The organism is Bradyrhizobium murdochi, assembly GCF_000472965.1.
Taxonomy (GTDB): Bacteria; Pseudomonadota; Alphaproteobacteria; order Rhizobiales; family Xanthobacteraceae; genus Bradyrhizobium; species Bradyrhizobium murdochi.
This window is the reverse complement of the sequence record NZ_AXAU01000014.1, coordinates 37972-54909: the sequence shown is the minus strand read 5'-3', so window position 1 is coordinate 54909 and position 16938 is coordinate 37972. Positions and strand designations below refer to the sequence as shown.

The following is a 16938-nucleotide window of genomic DNA, read 5'->3' as shown; positions in this document are numbered from 1 at the left end:
CATGATGGGCGGACTGGTCCTGCTGCACCGATGGCTCGGGGTCGCGTTCTGCCTCCTGTTCGCAATGTGGTTTGCGACCGGCATCATCATGCACTTCGTTCCGTTTCCGTCGCTCACGGAAGCGGAACGCTTCGCCGGACTTGCCCCCGTGGACAGCGCTGGTGTGACCATCGATCCGCCGACAGCCATCAGGGCAAGCGGAATCGAGGACGCCGCGCGCGTTAGGCTGATCCAGCGGACCGACGGGCCGGTATACGTGGTTTCGGGGCCGGCGCAATTGCGGGCGATCCGTGCGTCAGATGCGACGGATGCCGCGGTGAAATCTCCCGACATCGCCCTCGCTACGGCAAGGGATCACGCAAGGCGGCGCGGCATGGATATCTCGCGCGCGTCAGTCGTTGAGCTCGCAGATTATGATCAATGGAGCGTGCCGAACGGCTTCGATCGCCACCGTCCTTTGTTTCGCGTGGCGCTCAACGATGCGGCCGATACAGCAGTCTATGTGTCCTCGGTCACTGGCGAGATCGTATTGGACACGACACGCAGCGAGAGGTGGTGGAATCTTGCGGGCAGCGTGCTGCACTGGATCTATCCCACGATGCTCCGAAGCAATTGGTCGCTCTGGGATCGTGTGGTGTGGACGCTGTCTCTGCTTGCCTTGATCGCAGCGGTGCTCGGCGCTGTGCTCGGGAGCGCGCGGATCAGGATTCAGCGGGGGACTGCCGTTTCCCCCTATCATGGCTGGCATGCGCTGCATCACGTCATTGGCTTAACAGCGACCGTTTTCGTCCTGACGTGGATCTTCAGCGGCTGGCTATCCATGGATCACGGGCGGTTGTTCTCGCGCGGGCAATTGACCGACGCTGAGGCTAACGCCGCCGCGTCCCTACCAGCCTGGAACAGGCTGCCGTCTACAGACTGGGAGTCAATATCACCGTCTGCCCGAGAGATCGAATGGTTCGCCTTCAATGGGGATCGCTATCGACGCGACCGGATCGGTCTCGAGAGGCAAACGCTATTTCGAACGGGGGATCCGGGGGCGGATCATCGATCAGGGTTCCTGAACTTGCGCGAGGTCCAAGCGTTGACCGACCGCTTGGCATCTGGTTGCGGCTTTCCCGCAATCCTTGCGGCAGACGACAGCTACATGGCGTCATCCACGATGCCAGGCGCGCCTGTCTACCGTTCGGTATGCGGCGACGTGTGGTATGACATCGATGGCGCGAGCGGGAACATCTTGCAAAGATTGGACTCGTCGCGCCGCGCGTATCGCTGGCTTTACAGCGCATTACACACGCTGGATTTTCCAATCCTTGTGATTCATCCTCGGGTCCGGAGCGCTTTGATAGTCGGCCTCTGCGCGTGTGGACTGCTGTTCGCAATAACTGGCATAGTTATTGGCTGGCGCCGCGTGAGCTACTCGGTGCTTGGGAAGGTGGTCCGTAAAGATGCTCGAAAGGTCTGATCTTCTTCGTTTCGTTGAGAACACTCAGCAACTCTAGAATTCGCCGCGACACGCGGGCTTCTTTGCTGCCAGCACCCCTCGAACCGTCGATATTGAGCGCGGATCTCTCCGGCGCGGCCGCATTTCGGTGCTCCTGGGAAGGCGCACGCTCGTTAAGCCCATAGCACCGAGCAGAATGTCATCTCATTGTGGGCGACCTCGAATGCCTCCGTCGAACAACTGTTGCCGGTTCTCTCTCTCTCTCTCTCTCTCTCTCTCTCTCTCTCTCTCTCTCTCTCTCTCTCTCTCTCTCTCTGAATGTCACGAGCGACGGTGATCCAGGCCTTTGTACCAGTCCGTTTTGTTCTATGGCCGTGGAGAACGAGCACTGTCAACGCTTGGAATATCTGCAAACGCATCAGCCTTGATCTCAAATCGAAAGAAGCGCGTGCCGGTCTCGTTTGCGATGCCGGAGGAAAGTCGTGCTTCGTTGATGGCGGTGGTGACAAAGACGCGGATCACGCTCCGGTCACCTGGAGCTCTTCCGCGTCCAGGAAAAGCATGGCCGCTGGCGAGAGCGCTCTCGTCTATCGTTCTTGCCAAATTTCAACAGCGCTGATTTGAAATGTTCCAAAGCACTTTTGGAATCTCTCCAAACTCGGTGTCAGCTGACTCGAGCCGTCAATGATTGAAGCATTCTAAGTCGTAGCGCACGCATTTGCGTTGCGGCCTCCATAGCGCCTCTCTAAAGAGGCCGGTGCAGATCGCTAGTGATCGGAGTTTGCCGATAAGGCACAGGCAACCAACGCGGAGTACGAATCTGCGGGGGCGCTGATTCCCAGGCCATAAGTGTCGATCGGACGCGGGGAGCGGATCTTCGATCCTTGGTCATTGCAGGCCGAGCGTAGAACCATTTCACGTTGGGCAACGTACTTTTGATGGGGGGACTTTCTGGAAATGGGACGTGGTGGGGTTGGGACGGTAGGTCGCTTCGGTGCGACACTGCTGGGTGGAGTGGCGTTGCTCGCGTGGTTCGAATCGCCCGCTCAATCCCAAGCTCCGCAAGGGGGTAGCTCTCTTCCACCCGTGACCGTCGATGCTCCGACGCAACAGTCGGTGCGCCGCGCACCGACCAAGCGCAATGCTGCCCAGGTCCGATCGACTGCGCGGCGCACCACGACGCCAAGCACCCCGCCAGCCGAAACTATCGCGGTGCAGGCGCAGCCGTCGCAGCCGGGTGTCGTCCCCGCCTTTGCAGGCGACCAGGTCGCCCAAGGCGCGCGGCTGGGGATGCTCGGAAACACCAACACTATGAAGTCGCCGTTCAACGTGACGAGCTACACGGACAAGTTCATCCAGGATCAGCAGGCGGCGACAGTTGCGGATGCCTTGATCCTGGATCCTTCCGTGCGCAGTTCTCACCCGACGGGCGGCGTGGTCGATTCCTTCTACATTCGCGGCTTCCCGGTCAACGAAGGCAACAATGGCGAGTTCGCCTTCGAGGGCATGTACGGCATCGCGCCGAGCTACCGCATCTTCACCGACTACGTCGAGCGCCTCGAGGTGCTCAAGGGGCCCTCGGCCGCGCTCTCGGGCATCGCGCCAAATGGCGGCGTCGGCGGCGTCATCAATGTGGTGCCCAAACGTGCGGGCGAAGATCTGACCCGTCTCACCGCGAGTTACGGTTCGGCCGCGCGCTTCGGCGGTCACTGGGACGTCGCGAGGCGCTACGGCGAGGGCAGGGAATGGGGCGTGCGCGCCAGCGGCAGCCTGCGCGGCGGCGACACGCCGATCGACCGCCAGTCTGAAACCACGGGCGTCGGGGCGCTCGCCCTCGACTATCAGGGCGAACGGTACCGGTCCTGGCTTTATTTCCTCGCGCAGACCGATCGGTTCACCGCGCCGTCACGCCCGTTCCTCATGACTGCGGGCCTGCCGGTGCCAAAGGCGCCGGACGGCCGGCTGAACGTGATGCAGCCCTGGGAATGGTCGCGCATCAACGATCAATCCGCCCTGTGGCGCAACGAATATGATGTAACCGATCAGGTGACGCTGTTCGCCGATGTCGGCGGATCGCACACCAATGTCGAGCGATTCTTCGGCCTTCCGACGATCACCAATGTGAACGGCAACACCACATCGACGCCGCAATTCTTCGGGCTCAGCATCGATCGGCAAACCTATGATGCCGGCGTCCGCGCCCGCTTCGATGCCGGGTTCGTTCGCCATGCCGTCACCTTCCAAGCGTCGGTCTATCACGACGTGCTGCACCGCCGGCTGACCAATGGCAGCCCGGTCACGTCAAACATCTATAGTCCGACAGTGGCGCCAACTCAGTTTGCGAACGAAATCAGCGATCGCCCCCGGTTCTCGGACAGCCAGCTCACGGGGCTCTCGATTGCCGATACCATGTCCGTGCTCGATGAGCGCGTCCTGTTGACGCTGGGTGTCCGGCGCCAGGGCGTCGAGGCGAACAACTATGTCTCCAATCTCGGAACGCTCCTGAACTCCTACGACAAGAGCGCGACAACTCCCGTAGTCGGCCTCGTCGTCCGTCCCTGGGACAACGTCTCCCTGTATGCGAACTACGTCGAAGGTCTGAGCAAGGGCGACATAGCGCCGCAAAATGCCTCCAATCAAGGCGAGATACTCGCGCCCTACATCGCCAGGCAATACGAGGCCGGCGTCAAGGTGGACTTCGGCCGGATCGCGACCACCTTCAGCGCCTTCGAGATCTCGAAGCCGAGCGGCGAGCTGCTGGCGGGACGCTTCTCGGCAACGGCCGAAACGCAGGTACGTGGGCTCGAGCTCAATGTCTTCGGCGAGCTCAGGCCCGATGTTCGTGTCCTCGGTGGCGTTTCGCTGCTGGATGGCACCCTGACTAAGACAGCCATTCCGGCAAACGTCGGCAATACGCCGATCGGCGTTCCGAACGTGCAGGCCAATATTGGCGCCGAGTGGGATCTGCCGTGGGTGAGCGGGCTCACTCTGAATGGAGCCGTCATCCACACGGGCCGGCAGTTCGTCGATGCCGCGAACAAGCAGCCGATCCCGGACTGGACACGGCTCGATCTCGGCGCCCGCTACACGACGGCGATCCATGGGAAGAAGACGGTCTTCCGCGCCAACATCCAGAACGTGACCGGTGAGAGCTACTGGTCCAGCGTCGCCTCGTTCGGAACGTTCTTCCTGGGAGCGCCGCGCACCTATCTGCTGTCGATGACTGTGGACATGTAGTGGCTGCATCCTGTAGCGGAAGCGAAATGACAAGTGCTTCCGATGTGCTTCGTGGCTTCGGACCCGTTTTTATCCTGCTGTTCGGTCTGCAGTTCATTTCCATGGGCGCCATGGAAATGAGCGGCCCCTTCTGGCCGCTCCAGATCAAGGCGTTGAGCCCTTCCGACGGGGTCTTTGGGATAGCAGGTGTCGGCGTCTACGTTACCCCGATGATTGGCGTGTCGCTGAGCAGCGCCTTTTGGGGGCGAATGGGCGATCGCTACGGCAACCGGCTGATGATGGTTCGGGCGCTCGGCGGCCTGGCGGTCACGCAACTGCTTGTTGCCTTCGCGCAGGATGTCTGGACGATCGTGGCGCTACGTTTCCTGCAAGGCGCCTGCGCCGGCTATATCGCGCCAGCCCAGGCCTATGGCGTGCAGATCACCGGCGGGAAGGATCGCGCAAGCCTCTTCGCCTGGCTCCAGGTTGCCACCAATGTGGGCTCGCTGGGCGGCGCTTTCCTGGGCGGGCTCATTCTCGATCGCTTTCCTTTTGCTGCAATCAATCTGACCGCCGGTGGCATTTGCGCGCTGTGCGCAGCCGTTGCCTGGTTGAGCCTCCCTGTACCAACGCCAGCAACCCTGGCCGCCGCCCCCGGAAACGCGGGTACCGCAAAACCTGCGGCGACGACAGGTGTTCCGATCGCGGCTGTACTTGGGTTGATGGGGATGCTGCTGGCCAGTCGCATGGTCCTGCAGGTCCCTTTCTCATTGTACATGACCCAAATATTTGGCGCCCCGCACTGGGTCGCTGGCCTCACTTACGGCCTGCTGGCGTGCGGCTTCGTCGTGGCCGCGCCCTTATGGGCGCGGCGCTTCGAGAATCGAACACCATTTCATGTGCTGGGTGGCAGCGTGCTGATTTCGGCCGCATGCGTTCTCGTCACGAGTCTGGCGGGAAGCACGAGTTCGGTGGCCGTATTCGCCTTTCTGTATTTTATCTGGGGCGCGCTGCTCGGCGGAACGACGCCGGTTCTTCTTACGCTTATTTCGGCAACCGTGGCCAACGACCGGCAGGGGTCGGTTCTCGGCCTTGCGCAAGCTTGTCAGCACGCCGCGTCCGCGAGCGGCATCATTGCCGGCGTCGTGGCCACCCAGCGCTTGGGTCTCCAAGCCGCTTTCCCGCTGGTCGCCACGCTCTACGCCGTGTCATTGTTGTCGGCTCTCGGTATATGGCTAGGAATGAGACACTTCACTCAAGAAGGAAGCCGATCATGACGAAACGCCGATCGCTACTGCATGCCGCGGTGACGGCGATGGCTCTGATCGCTTCGCTCCCGCCGGCGGCATGTGCCGCCGATCCGAAACCGACTGAGACACAAGCGCCGCTTACGCTCACTGATCTCGCGGGCCGCCAGGTGACGATCAACGCGCCCGTCAAGCGCATGCTTCTGGGCGAAGGCCGGCAGCTCTACCTCATCGCATCGCTGGAACCCAAGAACCCTCTGGCCCACGTAGTTGCCTGGCGCACCGATCTGATCGCGGCCGATCCGGCCACCTACGCGCAGTATCTCAAGGCGTTTCCCGAATTGGCAAAGCTCCCTTCCTTCAGGGGGCAGGAGGACAGCCTGATCGATATCGAATCGGCGATCATCCAGAAGCCCGATGTGGTGCTGCTCAATCTTGAGGCCATGCAGGCCAACAAGGACGCCAACTACATCGAGAAGCTCGCGGCGCTGAACATACCGGTTGTCTATGTCGATTTTCGCCATCGTCCCCTCGAGAACACCGAGCCGACCATTCGGCTTCTGGGCAGGATCATGGGGCGCGAGGCCCGGGCGGAGGAGATCATCGCGTTCCGCCGCCAGGCCATGGCGGCGGTTGCCGACGTCCTCGCCGCCAAGCAACCGAAACGCCCGAAGGTGTTCGTCGAGCGGATCGGTGGCTACTCGCAGGATTGCTGCCTGTCTTTCGGCGCCGAGAATTTCGGCAAATATGTCGAACTTGCTGGCGGCCATAACATCGGAAGCGATATCATTCCTTCGACCTTCGGGCAGATCAGCGCCGAACAGGTCATCGTTGCCGACCCCGCGCATGTGGTGGTCACCAGCGCCGACTGGCAAGCCTATGTCCCCGGAGGCCGCTGGATTCCGCTCGGCCCAGGGGCGGATTCCAAGGTGACCCGCAAGAAGCTCGAATGGTTCACGACACGCGACGCCTATACCGGCATCGCGGCAAAGAAGGCGCGGAATTTTCACGGCATCTGGCACCAGTTCTACAACAGCCCGTACGAATTCTTTGCCGTCCAGCAATTGGCGAAGTGGTTCCACCCCGACCTGTTTGCCGATCTGGATCCCAACTCAACCTTTGCCGAATATCATCGCCGCTTCCTGCCCATCGAGTACCAGCCGGGCTACAGCATCAGCCTTTCCGATAGCCCTTCATGACAGATCGCCATACCCAAGCACTGACATTGGCCGGACGCGACGCCTATCAGGCGCTCAGCGTCAGACGGTGGATCGTCCTCTTTGTGCTGGTGGTCGCGGGTTGCATCGCATTGGTCGGCGACCTCGCGACTGGACCGGCCCGCTACGGGCTTGGAGAAGTCGTGCGTACGCTCATCCTGCCGGCAGAGGCGGATGCGCAGATGCGCGTCATTGTCTGGTCGATCCGCATGCCCTCGGCACTGATGGGTGTCGTGGTCGGCGTGGCGCTTGCGATCGGTGGCGCCCAGATGCAGACCATCCTGAACAATCCACTGGCGAGCCCGTTCACGCTGGGCATTTCCGCCGGTGCAAGTTTTGGCGCGGCGCTCGCGCTTGCCTTCGGCGTCGCGCTCCTGCCGATGGTAGGCGACTACATCGTCGCGGCCAATGCTTTCGTCGTGGCGATGGCAACCGCCTTCCTGATCCATTTGGCCAGCCTTCGGCGCGGCGCCTCGATCCAGATGATCGTGCTTTTAGGCATCGCGCTGGTCTTCAGTTTCAATACGGCGCTCGCTGTCACCCAGTATTTCGCCGCCGAGCAGGCGGTCGCGGCCATCGTCTTCTGGACCATGGGTAGCCTCACCAAGGCGACATGGCCAAAGCTCGCCATCACCGCGCTCGTCGTGGCGGTCACGTTGCCGGTCTTTCTGCGCCGCCGCTGGCAGTTGACGGCCTTGCGCCTTGGCGAGGCGCGCGCGGCGAGCTTCGGAGTTCCCGTGCGGCGCCTGCGGCTCGAAACCCTGATTCTTGTTTCACTTTTGTCGGCGATTCCCGTCGCGTTTGTCGGCACGATCGGCTTTATCGGTCTCGTTGGACCGCACATCGCCCGCATGATGGTCGGCGAAGACCAGCGCTTCCTGCTGCCCGCCAGCGCACTGACCGGCGCGCTGATCATGTCGTTGAGCTCCATCCTCGCCAAGATCGTGGTGCCCGGAGCGGTTCTGCCGATCGGCATCGTCACCTCGGCAATCGGGCTGCCGGTCTTCCTCTATCTGATCCTGAAGAGCGGAAGAGACATATGGTAGTGCTGAGCACCCATCGCCTTGGCGCCCGCTTCGGATCACGCGAGGTCCTGCGGGACGTGACGCTTCCGCCCTGTCATGGCGGCGAGGTGGTGGCCGTCATTGGTCCGAATGCCGCGGGCAAGTCGACCCTGTTCCGGCGCCTGGCAGCCATTCTTCCAGGTCCCGGCGAGTGCCGGTTGGAAGGTGTGCGCGACAAGGATCGCGCCATCGCATATATGCCGCAGGACCAGACCGCGAGCGCCGTGCTGACTGTATTCGAATCCGTCCTTCTGGCGCGCAAGCAGGTCAGCGGCTGGCGTTTGGAAAAATCTGATCTGGCGGCGGTGGACCAGGCACTGGCAGCGCTCGACATGGGCGATCTTGCCAATGAAATCCTTTCCGAGCTGAGCGGTGGACAGCGCCAGCTCGTCGGGCTTGCGCAATGTCTGGTGCGCGAACCGCAGGTGCTGTTGCTGGACGAGCCGACCAGCGCGCTGGACATGCACCGCCAGCTGGAAGCTATGCGGCAGGTGCGCAGCCTTGCGCATGATGACGGCATGCTCGTGCTGATCGCGCTGCACCATCTCGACCTGGCACTGAAATTCGCCGACAAGGTCGCTATCCTCTTTGATGGAACGTTGCACGATTTCGGCACGGCGGCTGACGTCCTGACGCCGGAGAACCTTGCCGCAACCTTTCGCATTAGGGCACGTGTGGAATCCTGCTCGCAGGGGAAGCCACATTTGATCGTCGACGACGCGATCTGAGTCCCACGCGTCAGGGGCTAGCCGGCCTCATAAGTCCGGTTCATTCCTACTGCGGCAGGCCCTCCTTAACGTGTTCATTGGCATTACGGCGAGCGCCAGGGAATCTCGCTCGGAATTGGCGGTATTGGGCAACGATTGTAAGGGATTGCCTTCAGCATATTCAATCAGTCGATCCAGTTCGTCCTGCGTGGGACGGCGATCGCGCTCGTTTGATTTTCCCACGAGATCGAGGTGCTTTAGTGCAGCTCGGGCCAACTGAACACTCTCCACAGAAATCTCGATTCCGTGGATCGCCGCAGCGTGCGTGAGGATGGTTCGAATGAAAGAGAAATCAATCGCGAGGGTCGCCGGCCCAGCTCCTTGTGCCGCTCGCTTTCTGCCGAACTCAATCAATTTCTCGCGGGTCATGTCTTGAAGCCTGACCCGCCCGAGGGAAACCTTGAGCGCCTTGAGCACCATGGATTTCGATCGTCGAATGGGCTTACCAACCTGAGCAAGATCATCGAGGTGCATCGCGATCAAATCAGAAAAGACGCGCGGTTGCTCGTGTGATTTGGAGCGTCGGATTGGGATTCCCCGATCGATTGAGCGTTCCGCTTCGATTGCCCACTCTTCGGCGTCACGTCGCCGCACGAACGTATTCGCGACGTACTGGCGTTTCCTCCTGACCTGGACGCGCCAGCTTCCCGACTTCAGCTTCGTGTATGTCGGCATTTGCGTGTGCACTCCGTCTCGATTTCGTGTGCGCTACGTGTGCACCGGGAGATCAAATGCGGTACAAACGTGTGCAATTTTGGCTAGTTTGGAGTGCACACCGAGCGCACACGTTCCTGATCTAGTCCATTGAAAAGATAGGGCAACTTATTGAAATATCAAGAGTATCGCTTTTCCGTGGCGCCTATGATGGATTGGAGCGAGAGTTCAAGTTTTTCAATCAGTTAGAGGGCGGCGTGTGCACGACGTGTGCACCGAGAGATCAAGAAAGATCCAGCGGCAGCAAAAGTGACCCGGCTCTCAGAAGTGGGGCGTAGTATGTGGGATCGAGTTAGTCGGACATGCCGTTCGGCGCGCATCGATCGATGCTGCAGTGCTGCGGATTGGAATCGTCTCGGATACCCACGGGCTCCTGCGGCCCGAGGCTGAGCAAGGGTTTGCCGGGGTGGCATATCATTCACGCCGGCGATATCGGTCGTGCGGATGTTCTTGTCAGACTCCATGGGATTGCGCCTGTCACTGCGATTAGAGGAAACATCGATACCGCCGACTGGGCGAAACATTATCCTGACACTCAGGCGGTACAGCTCGGAGAGCGATCGTGCCGAATGCGTTGAGCTTGTCCACCAGCGGCTCGAACGCCATCATTTCCGTCGAAGGACCGTCGGCCTGCTGGGGTTTTCTTGCGTACGCTGGTCCATTCGCCGTCGATGTCAAGGATCGCGACCCGGGGCGATGAGCTTGGCGAACTGAAAGCAGAATACCTGGCGAAGTGGGTTGCGACTGTTCGCCGCCTCTGTGCAGAGCCGGGGCGCCAAGGTCGGCATCGCTTCCCAGACGGAGCCTTCGTCGAGCTCGGCGCTGCCGGTTGGCGCGGGGGAAGACGAGATGGTGGCCTATCGTGTGCACCGAGAGATCAAGAAAGATCAGCGACAGCCAAAGTGACCCGGCTCTCAGAAGCTGGCATCGATTATGGCGCCGCGAAAGAAGCGGGGATGCCGCTTGGAAATCGGAAATCTCCAGTCGCTTCGTACTTGGGTGTACTCGCCAATCTGTGGACGTTGACTGACAATGGCACTAACTATTGTTCCTCTCAGTTTTGGTAGGTCGACTTAAATTTCCCAGCGGTTCTACATTACAGATTGATCACGGCAGACAGAGTTTGAAATGGCAGTAAAGGCGACCCGATCGCGCTCTTTGCGGCAACGCGCCATCAGGCGTTGCGATGTTCATAGTTTGCGTGAAGTGCAACGCACCTGCGCGCTGCGCTCGCGCAAATCTTCCTCCGGCTTTCCCCGATGATGTCCGTGGATCGCCCGGCCGCCCGGCTCGCGACGCGCCTTGCATTTTTCGTCGCCGGCTTTGGCATCGCGGGCTGGGCGCCGCTGGTGCCGTTCGCGAAAGACCGGATGGCGGTCGATGAGGGAGTCCTCGGCTTTTTTCTGCTCTGCCTCGGAGTCGGCTCCGTCGTCGCGATGATCGTGACCGGTGTGTTGAGCGCGCGCTACGGCAGTAGGCCGATCATCCTGATTGGCGGGTTCGGCCTTGCGCTCATCCTGCCGTGCCTCGCGCTTGCCGGTACACCTCTGGCGCTTGGGGCTGCGCTGTTTGCCTTCGGCGCCTTGCTGGGCTCTTTCGATCTGGCCGTGAATATCCATGCGGTCGAAGTGGAACGTGCAGCGAAGCGGCCGCTGATGTCCGGCTTTCATGCACAATTCAGCATTGGCGGCATTGCCGGGTCTGGGGGGATGACCGCTTTGCTCTCGGTCGGCGCTGGCACCTTAGCATCAACTTTGATCTGCTCGGCCGTCATGGCGATAGCTATGCTGCTGGCCTGCCCGCGATTGCTCCGAACCGCGCAGGCCCAGCAGGTGCCCTTGTTGGTCATGCCACACAACACGGTGCTGCTGCTCGCAATCCTTGCGGCAATCACTTGTCTCGTGGAAGGCGCGATGCTCGATTGGAGTGCTTTGCTGCTCGTGGGCAGAGGTCTCGTCCCGGAAGCGCAGGGTGGTCTCGGCTACATGTTGTTCTCTATTGCCATGGCGGTCGGGCGTCTCCGTGGCGATGCCGTCGTGGCGCGCGTCGGCGACCGCGCCACACTGGTGTTTGGCAGTCTACTGGCGGTCGCGGGTTTCGCGGTCCTGCTGACCGCCGTGAGCGCAGCCTTCGCCGTGGCGGGCTTGCTGCTCATCGGCCTCGGGGCGTCGAACCTGGTGCCGGTCCTGTTCCGCCGGGCTGGCACGCAGAAAGCGATGCCCGCCAGCCTTGCGATTGGTGCGATCAACACGGCTGGCTATGCTGGCGTCCTCCTTGGACCCGCTGGCATTGGCTTCCTCGCCAAGCTCGCTGGATTGCCGAGCGCATTTGCGATATTGGCGGCACTTATGTGTCTAGTCACGCTGTCGGCGCGCAGCGTGACGATGGAAACACCGTGAGGAGGAGGCGATGGTTCGCACACGAGCAACTCGGCAAGATGGTGCGAGTGGGCTCTTGCGCCTCTCATCGCCGGTGATTTCGCGGCCGTTCTACATGCATCAATCTATCTTCAGGCAATTCTCCAGATGAGAGAGCCCACGCAAGTGAGCTGATGAGGGTCCGCGCGCCCAACACGGCAAGCCGCTTAACGGCGTATGGCGCAAGTTACTCTCGACAAAACCAGGCGAGACCCCGTCCCTCGTATGCGAGAAAGGATCTGCGACAGTCAATCGATGAGCCAGACCTCCGCGGCTCCGTACTTCGAACGCGATTTGTTGAAAAGAGCCAGCCTCGCGAATCTGAACGAGGCGATAGGTGGAGTTTCTGCCTGACAGCGGGCAGGGTGTGCGCCGCGAAACCAGGAGAGAGAATGAGCAGGCGAGCTCGTCGGAACCACTCAGCGGCCTTCAAAGGCCAAGGTTGCACTTGCCGCCACCAACGGCGATCGGATGTTAGCTCAATTCGCGATGCGGCGGCCGATTGTTCCGACTCCGAGAATGCCGAGCACCGATCCACTCAATTCGGTCAGGCTATCAGCCGCCGGGCGCGCGGCGTTCCAGCCTTCGCTCCGTAAGCTTCTGTCCAGACGGCAGAGCGGCCGGCGCAGATGCATCAACGCCGACATCACATATTCGGCCACCGCGTTGGTGTTGCTTCCGGGCAGATTGGCCACCGCGATGCCGCGCGCGGTGGCGGCAGCGACCGGGATGAAGTCGAGACCGACGCCGTGGCGCACCATGCCCTTCAGGCGCGGCGCATGATCGACGATGTCATCGGGCAGCTTGGCGCGCACGATGATGCCGTCGGCGTCCTTGGCCCACTCGCGCAGGGTTTCTGGCCGTGCATCGGGTGGGACGATCAGCCTCCGGCAGGGCGCTCAATTTTGAGATATTTCTGAGCCTTATCTAGGGGTGAGCAACAAACCGCTTCCATTGAATTCCAAGCGGTTTGTTGCTCACCCTTCGTCGGTGCTGTGCCCGCCTGGCGTGAAGGTCAGGAGGTTCATGGCGCCGCCGGCCATCAGCTGCTGCTGCAAGGGCTTGGTGTAGAGCTTGGCCTGCGCCAGTGTCTGGTGTGGCGTGGCGCCGTTCTGCGCAGCTAGCGTCGCGCCAGCCTTGCGGAGGCCGTGGGCGCGTCCGGGCACGCCGGCGTCCCGGCACATATCCCCAAACCAGTTGCCGAGTCCCTTCTCCGTGTGCGGCTTGCCGTGGGCCGTTTCGAGGAAGGTCATGGTGCCGAGCACGCCGGCCTCCTTTCGACGCCCCGAGCTGGGGCAGGATGGGAATCACGAGGTCGACCGGCGAGGAGTTGCGGTTCTTGTGCTGCCGGAATGCAAGCCAGCGCCCGGGATGGATCTGGCGCAGTTTCGGCATGACATGCTCCGGCCGGCGCACATGCTGGCGCCCGAATTTCGAGACGTCGCTGATGCGCTGGCCGAGCAGCAGGAACAGCACCATGGCGAGGAACGCCTTGGTGCCGGGCGGGTGCTCGATCTCGGGAATGGTCCACGTGTGATGCTCTGCGGCGGCATTTCCATTCCGTCGGTGTATCGCTTGGCTGATAAAGGACGGCTAACGCTGCGGCCTCTCGAGGGGCGCAACATTGGTCGACACGCGAGCCTTATCGCGCTTGTGGAGACCGCGGCTGTCTGGACGCCGGAGGACCGAAGCAAAGCGCGCCAAAAGGCGCTTGGGTGAGAAACGAGGCCGCCCAATGCAGACGATCGATCTCAGTCAGCCGCTGAGCCGTCTAAGGATGCGATTCTTCGTGAGTTAGGTGTTACGCTCGCCCCGGGATTTTGGGGGGGCCTCTGTCTCAGTTTCCTGAGCCGCCGAGCAACCGTGGCGATAATGAGCGCAGATTGCGATCATCCGCCGTCTTTCTGCTCGATCGGCTTGAGGTAAGACGAGGTTCACCCTCGCAAACGGCCGGCGCCACAGCAGGTAGGCGGCGCTGGCCTTAGGATTTCGAGGGGCGGGTGCTGACAGGACCAACAATGGAGCACTGCATCGTGACCAGCGAAAGTACGCCCCCGGCGCCCAACGCGTGACCAACTTGGCCAAACATCCCTCACCGCTCTTCTGCCATCCTTCGGCTATCTCGTCGAACGACGCTCGCAGGCCTTGCAGCTCTGCCTGCCGGCTTCGCAGGTGTCGCTGCGGCCGAACCGGATCCGATTTTTTGGCGTGATCGCTCGCAACCGCGAGCTTTCCGCGGAACACGATGCCGCGGTCTCGATATCCGCAAAATTAGACTCGGGTCTAGAATTTGATGCCGCGGACGAAACCAGCGAGGAAAAGAGGTTGGCTCTCGCGGAGCACGCAAACGTGCTCATCCATCCAAAGCCAACCACGATCGCGGGCGTCATCGCTCTGAGCCGCTATGTCGCCAGCCTGAAGGCGTGGCAGCTGTCTGATGACGAGGACTGGCATCAAGTCTTCTTGGCGACGCTGGCGGACGCGATCGAAAAAAATCAGTACAGCGCAGCCCGCCTGATGGCCGAACTGGTGAACGGCAGTCGGCGCGGGGCTTCGGTCCGCGCTTTGCCTCGACAACGCGACTATCGGAATGTGGAACCGCTGTCCGTTAACCGCTGTGTTGTAGACTCGTCCTGTGTGCGCTAATGCAGGCCGCTAGGACGCGATTGGAACCGTAGATGAGAGATTTCGACGTCCGAAAGGCCCTGCGGCGGGATCTTGATGAGCAACACCGCGACGATGCGCGAACACGCATCGTCGAGGAGATGGGCATTTGGGCTGGCTCCGTCCGAGTTGACATTGCAGTGATCAACGGCGAGCTTTCCGGCTACGAGATAAAAAGCGCTCGCGACACGCTCGCGCGGCTGCCGGCTCAGCAGACGCTCTACAGCCAGGTTTTCGATCGCGTGACCCTGGTGGTCGCCGAGCACCACGCGGAGAAGGCAGCGAAGCTCGTGCCGTCCTGGTGGGGAACGCTCGTCGCCACTTCTCCCAGGGAACACGAGGTGTTCCTGCGGCAGACACGGCCGGCTTTCGAAAATCCCGCTGTTGATCCTCTGCAAGTCGCGCGGCTGCTCTGGCGCCAAGAGGCCCTCGCGATGCTGGAGCGCCGCGATCTCGCGAAGGGGTACCGCAGCGCGCCCGTCGACAAGCTGTGCCGACGTTTGGCCGCGGAGCTACCCCTCGACGTGATCAGGCTGGAGGTTCGCGAGGCGCTGAAGGCTCGGACCAACTGGTCAAGGAAGTCGGTCAACGATAAAAGCGAAATGGCGATTGGCGTTGATCTCGACCCATTGAGGCCTTCCGCCAGCGCTCACGCTGGGACTGCTTGCGATCGTTGATATCCTCTGATCGCTCCAACAACCAGGCAATCCACCGAACTCAGGCCTTCGCACCAGCGTTCGCGCATGTGCCGGGTACTGGTCGCCCATTGGAATGCCTGATGCCCCCGTGGTGCGCTTTCCTTTGATCATGATCCAGTTATCGTCGATCGTGTAGCGCACGCTCATTGTTGCTGCAGCCATAGCCATACCCGGCGGTTCGGTGAGGTCTCGATGCGAGATCCCGAAGTCGGCATAGTCGATAGGTCGATTGCCTTGCGGCAGCTGGCGCCAGGTCAGCCAGTCTATTCGCGGCACAACGGTCAGACCCGGTCCGAGCTGGCCGAAATCTTTCGGAGCTGACGAACTCGCTAGCGTGACTGATCTCCAGGGCGTGCCCAGAGCGTTCGCTTGCAAGATGCTGCCAAGGTAGCCCGCGAAAGATGTGGGATCGAACTCGGCGAGGTGGCCCGCGTCGACCAAGAGATCGACGTCGGAAGGCGCGAGCTGCAGTTGCTGCTGTGCGAAGGCTGCTGCTCCGGAAAGCTGGCTTGGCGTACATTTCAGCATTGCGCCCGGGCCGGCGCGGCCGATGTGGGAGCGTGCAGCCTGATTGTAGGCCGCCGTGGCAGCGAGCTCGATGACGGGGATTACCTGCACGCCGGCCGTGCCAAGGGCTCGGAGCATGTTGCTGAAGCTTTGCGGGCCTCCGCTGACATTGAAGTTGAATGCTCCGTCCAAGAAGCATCGTCGGCTTGACCACGCGGCCGCCATGCGGGCAACAAAGTTTAATGGCGGCTTTTCCCCGACATGGAAGACAGGTTCGATCCTGTCTCGTTGGGGCGCTGCCAGCTGGAGGAGGGCAGCTGCTTCACCCGTTTTCGTTTTGAGCATAGGGCGATAAATGAAGGGCATTACGAACTCGGATCAAAGACAAATAAAACAAAAGTTGTGCAGAATTGATTTACACGCGCAAGTGGCGCCAGTTTTGAGCCCACGCGCGCCCGGCGGCATAGCTGCGCCGATATCCGGGTGGACTCTCATCGCAGCAAGAGTGAGTGCCGTGGTCGCATTGCGAAAAGTCTTAGCCATTCGTGCCCTAGCTATTGGCGAGCTTAGGGGTACCACGCAACGATGCTGAAAATCGGCGTTGATTGCCCGTCAGCCGCCGTGCTTCTGCTTGATCCGGCTCACGGCGGCCGGCGTTCGCGCCCCCGCGCATCTCCCAGAGGCTCGCCATCGACGGCAGCGGCCTGCGCACCGTGGTTGCATCTCCCACAGTTGTGAGATCATTTGACCACAACGTATCGGGGGATTCGTTTGAATGGCGAGAGCAGCAAGAAGACAACAGGCTACGATTCACTATCGGAGATTGGAGGATTTTACTGGCGCTTTCGGGCAGCTGTCACTTGAAGCTGCAGTGCGAAAGGCCATGAATTACGAGTTTGATGGCGTAAGGTTGCCGATCACTGGAAGCGGCGCGCCTGGCTCGTGCCTCCGAGCTCCGAAGCGCGGTGCGCTGTTCAATGACG

The 16938-nt window shown here is 61.3% G+C and carries 15 protein-coding genes and 1 pseudogene; 11 read left to right on the top strand and 5 right to left on the bottom strand.

The genetic code is table 11. From position 1 onward, the window contains the following. Position 1: 1 nt before the first annotated feature. Positions 2 to 1465 carry a PepSY domain-containing protein gene (locus YUO_RS0124340; RefSeq protein ID WP_028349625.1) on the top strand — a complete coding sequence of 488 codons (1464 nt, stop codon included), beginning with the start codon at positions 2 to 4 and terminating at the stop codon, positions 1463 to 1465. A gap of 345 nt (positions 1466 to 1810) precedes the next feature. On the opposite strand, the gene YUO_RS46445 is transcribed toward YUO_RS0124340, so the two are convergent. Beyond that, positions 1811 to 1966, bottom strand: coding sequence for a hypothetical protein (locus YUO_RS46445; RefSeq protein ID WP_156908747.1), 156 nt, complete (start codon positions 1964 to 1966; stop codon positions 1811 to 1813). 435 nt (positions 1967 to 2401) lie between these two features. On the opposite strand from YUO_RS46445, the gene YUO_RS0124330 reads away from it, so the two are divergent. The 5 genes from YUO_RS0124330 to YUO_RS0124310 are packed head-to-tail and all read left to right on the top strand — an operon-like array spanning position 2402 to position 8916. Next, complete coding sequence (locus YUO_RS0124330) at positions 2402 to 4681, top strand: TonB-dependent receptor (protein WP_051379613.1); 2280 nt, start codon at positions 2402 to 2404, stop codon at positions 4679 to 4681. 26 nt (positions 4682 to 4707) lie between these two features. Then, complete coding sequence (locus tag YUO_RS0124325; protein WP_028349622.1) at positions 4708 to 5937, top strand: MFS transporter; 1230 nt, start codon at positions 4708 to 4710, stop codon at positions 5935 to 5937. After that, on the top strand, positions 5934 to 7106 hold the full coding sequence (locus YUO_RS0124320) for an ABC transporter substrate-binding protein (protein ID WP_028349621.1): 1173 nt from the start codon (positions 5934 to 5936) through the stop codon (positions 7104 to 7106). The genes YUO_RS0124325 and YUO_RS0124320 overlap by 4 nt, the downstream gene beginning before the upstream one ends. Next, on the top strand, positions 7103 to 8170 hold the full coding sequence (locus YUO_RS0124315; protein WP_028349620.1) for a FecCD family ABC transporter permease: 1068 nt from the start codon (positions 7103 to 7105) through the stop codon (positions 8168 to 8170). Before YUO_RS0124320 ends, YUO_RS0124315 begins: the two co-directional genes overlap by 4 nt. Next, positions 8164 to 8916, top strand: coding sequence for an ABC transporter ATP-binding protein (locus YUO_RS0124310; protein WP_028349619.1), 753 nt, complete (start codon positions 8164 to 8166; stop codon positions 8914 to 8916). The genes YUO_RS0124315 and YUO_RS0124310 overlap by 7 nt, the downstream gene beginning before the upstream one ends. Positions 8917 to 8943: 27 nt before the next feature. Here the strand turns inward: YUO_RS0124310 and YUO_RS47880 are convergent, their stop codons facing one another. Continuing rightward, positions 8944 to 9630, bottom strand: a complete 687-nt coding sequence (locus YUO_RS47880; RefSeq protein ID WP_235782813.1) for a hypothetical protein — start codon at positions 9628 to 9630, stop codon at positions 8944 to 8946. A 373-nt stretch (positions 9631 to 10003) separates the two neighbouring features. Here YUO_RS47880 and YUO_RS44990 point away from each other — a divergent pair. Further along, a pseudogene (locus YUO_RS44990) lies at positions 10004 to 10232 on the top strand (metallophosphoesterase family protein); the annotation flags it as partial. Positions 10233 to 10928: 696 nt separating this feature from the next. Continuing rightward, complete coding sequence (locus tag YUO_RS0124295; RefSeq protein WP_028349618.1) at positions 10929 to 12068, top strand: MFS transporter; 1140 nt, start codon at positions 10929 to 10931, stop codon at positions 12066 to 12068. A 497-nt stretch (positions 12069 to 12565) separates the two neighbouring features. On the opposite strand, the gene YUO_RS41550 is transcribed toward YUO_RS0124295, so the two are convergent. Both YUO_RS41550 and YUO_RS43920 read right to left on the bottom strand, forming a co-directional pair. Beyond that, positions 12566 to 12967 (bottom strand): NAD(P)-dependent oxidoreductase, encoded by a 402-nt coding sequence (locus YUO_RS41550; RefSeq protein ID WP_430649560.1) that lies wholly within the window; start codon positions 12965 to 12967, stop codon positions 12566 to 12568. Between the two features lie 96 nt (positions 12968 to 13063). Continuing rightward, on the bottom strand, positions 13064 to 13351 hold the full coding sequence (locus tag YUO_RS43920) for a site-specific integrase (RefSeq protein WP_028349616.1): 288 nt from the start codon (positions 13349 to 13351) through the stop codon (positions 13064 to 13066). A gap of 106 nt (positions 13352 to 13457) precedes the next feature. Between YUO_RS43920 and YUO_RS43915 the strand changes: the two genes are divergently transcribed. The 3 genes from YUO_RS43915 to YUO_RS46435 all read left to right on the top strand — a co-directional run bounded on the left by YUO_RS43915 (position 13458) and on the right by YUO_RS46435 (position 15427). After that, positions 13458 to 13805, top strand: coding sequence for a hypothetical protein (locus YUO_RS43915; protein WP_028349615.1), 348 nt, complete (start codon positions 13458 to 13460; stop codon positions 13803 to 13805). Between the two features lie 426 nt (positions 13806 to 14231). Continuing rightward, the gene (locus tag YUO_RS41540) at positions 14232 to 14732 is read left to right on the top strand and encodes a hypothetical protein (RefSeq protein WP_235782812.1); all 501 of its coding nucleotides are present in this window, start codon (positions 14232 to 14234) and stop codon (positions 14730 to 14732) included. A gap of 32 nt (positions 14733 to 14764) precedes the next feature. Then, a complete protein-coding gene (locus YUO_RS46435; RefSeq protein ID WP_051379612.1) occupies positions 14765 to 15427 on the top strand; it encodes a sce7726 family protein in 663 nt (220 codons plus the stop codon). Here YUO_RS46435 and YUO_RS44980 read toward each other — a convergent pair. Further along, on the bottom strand, positions 15323 to 16321 hold the full coding sequence (locus YUO_RS44980; RefSeq protein ID WP_083754695.1) for a beta family protein: 999 nt from the start codon (positions 16319 to 16321) through the stop codon (positions 15323 to 15325). The two genes, YUO_RS46435 and YUO_RS44980, sit on opposite strands and share 105 nt — an antisense overlap. Positions 16322 to 16938 lie beyond the last annotated feature (617 nt).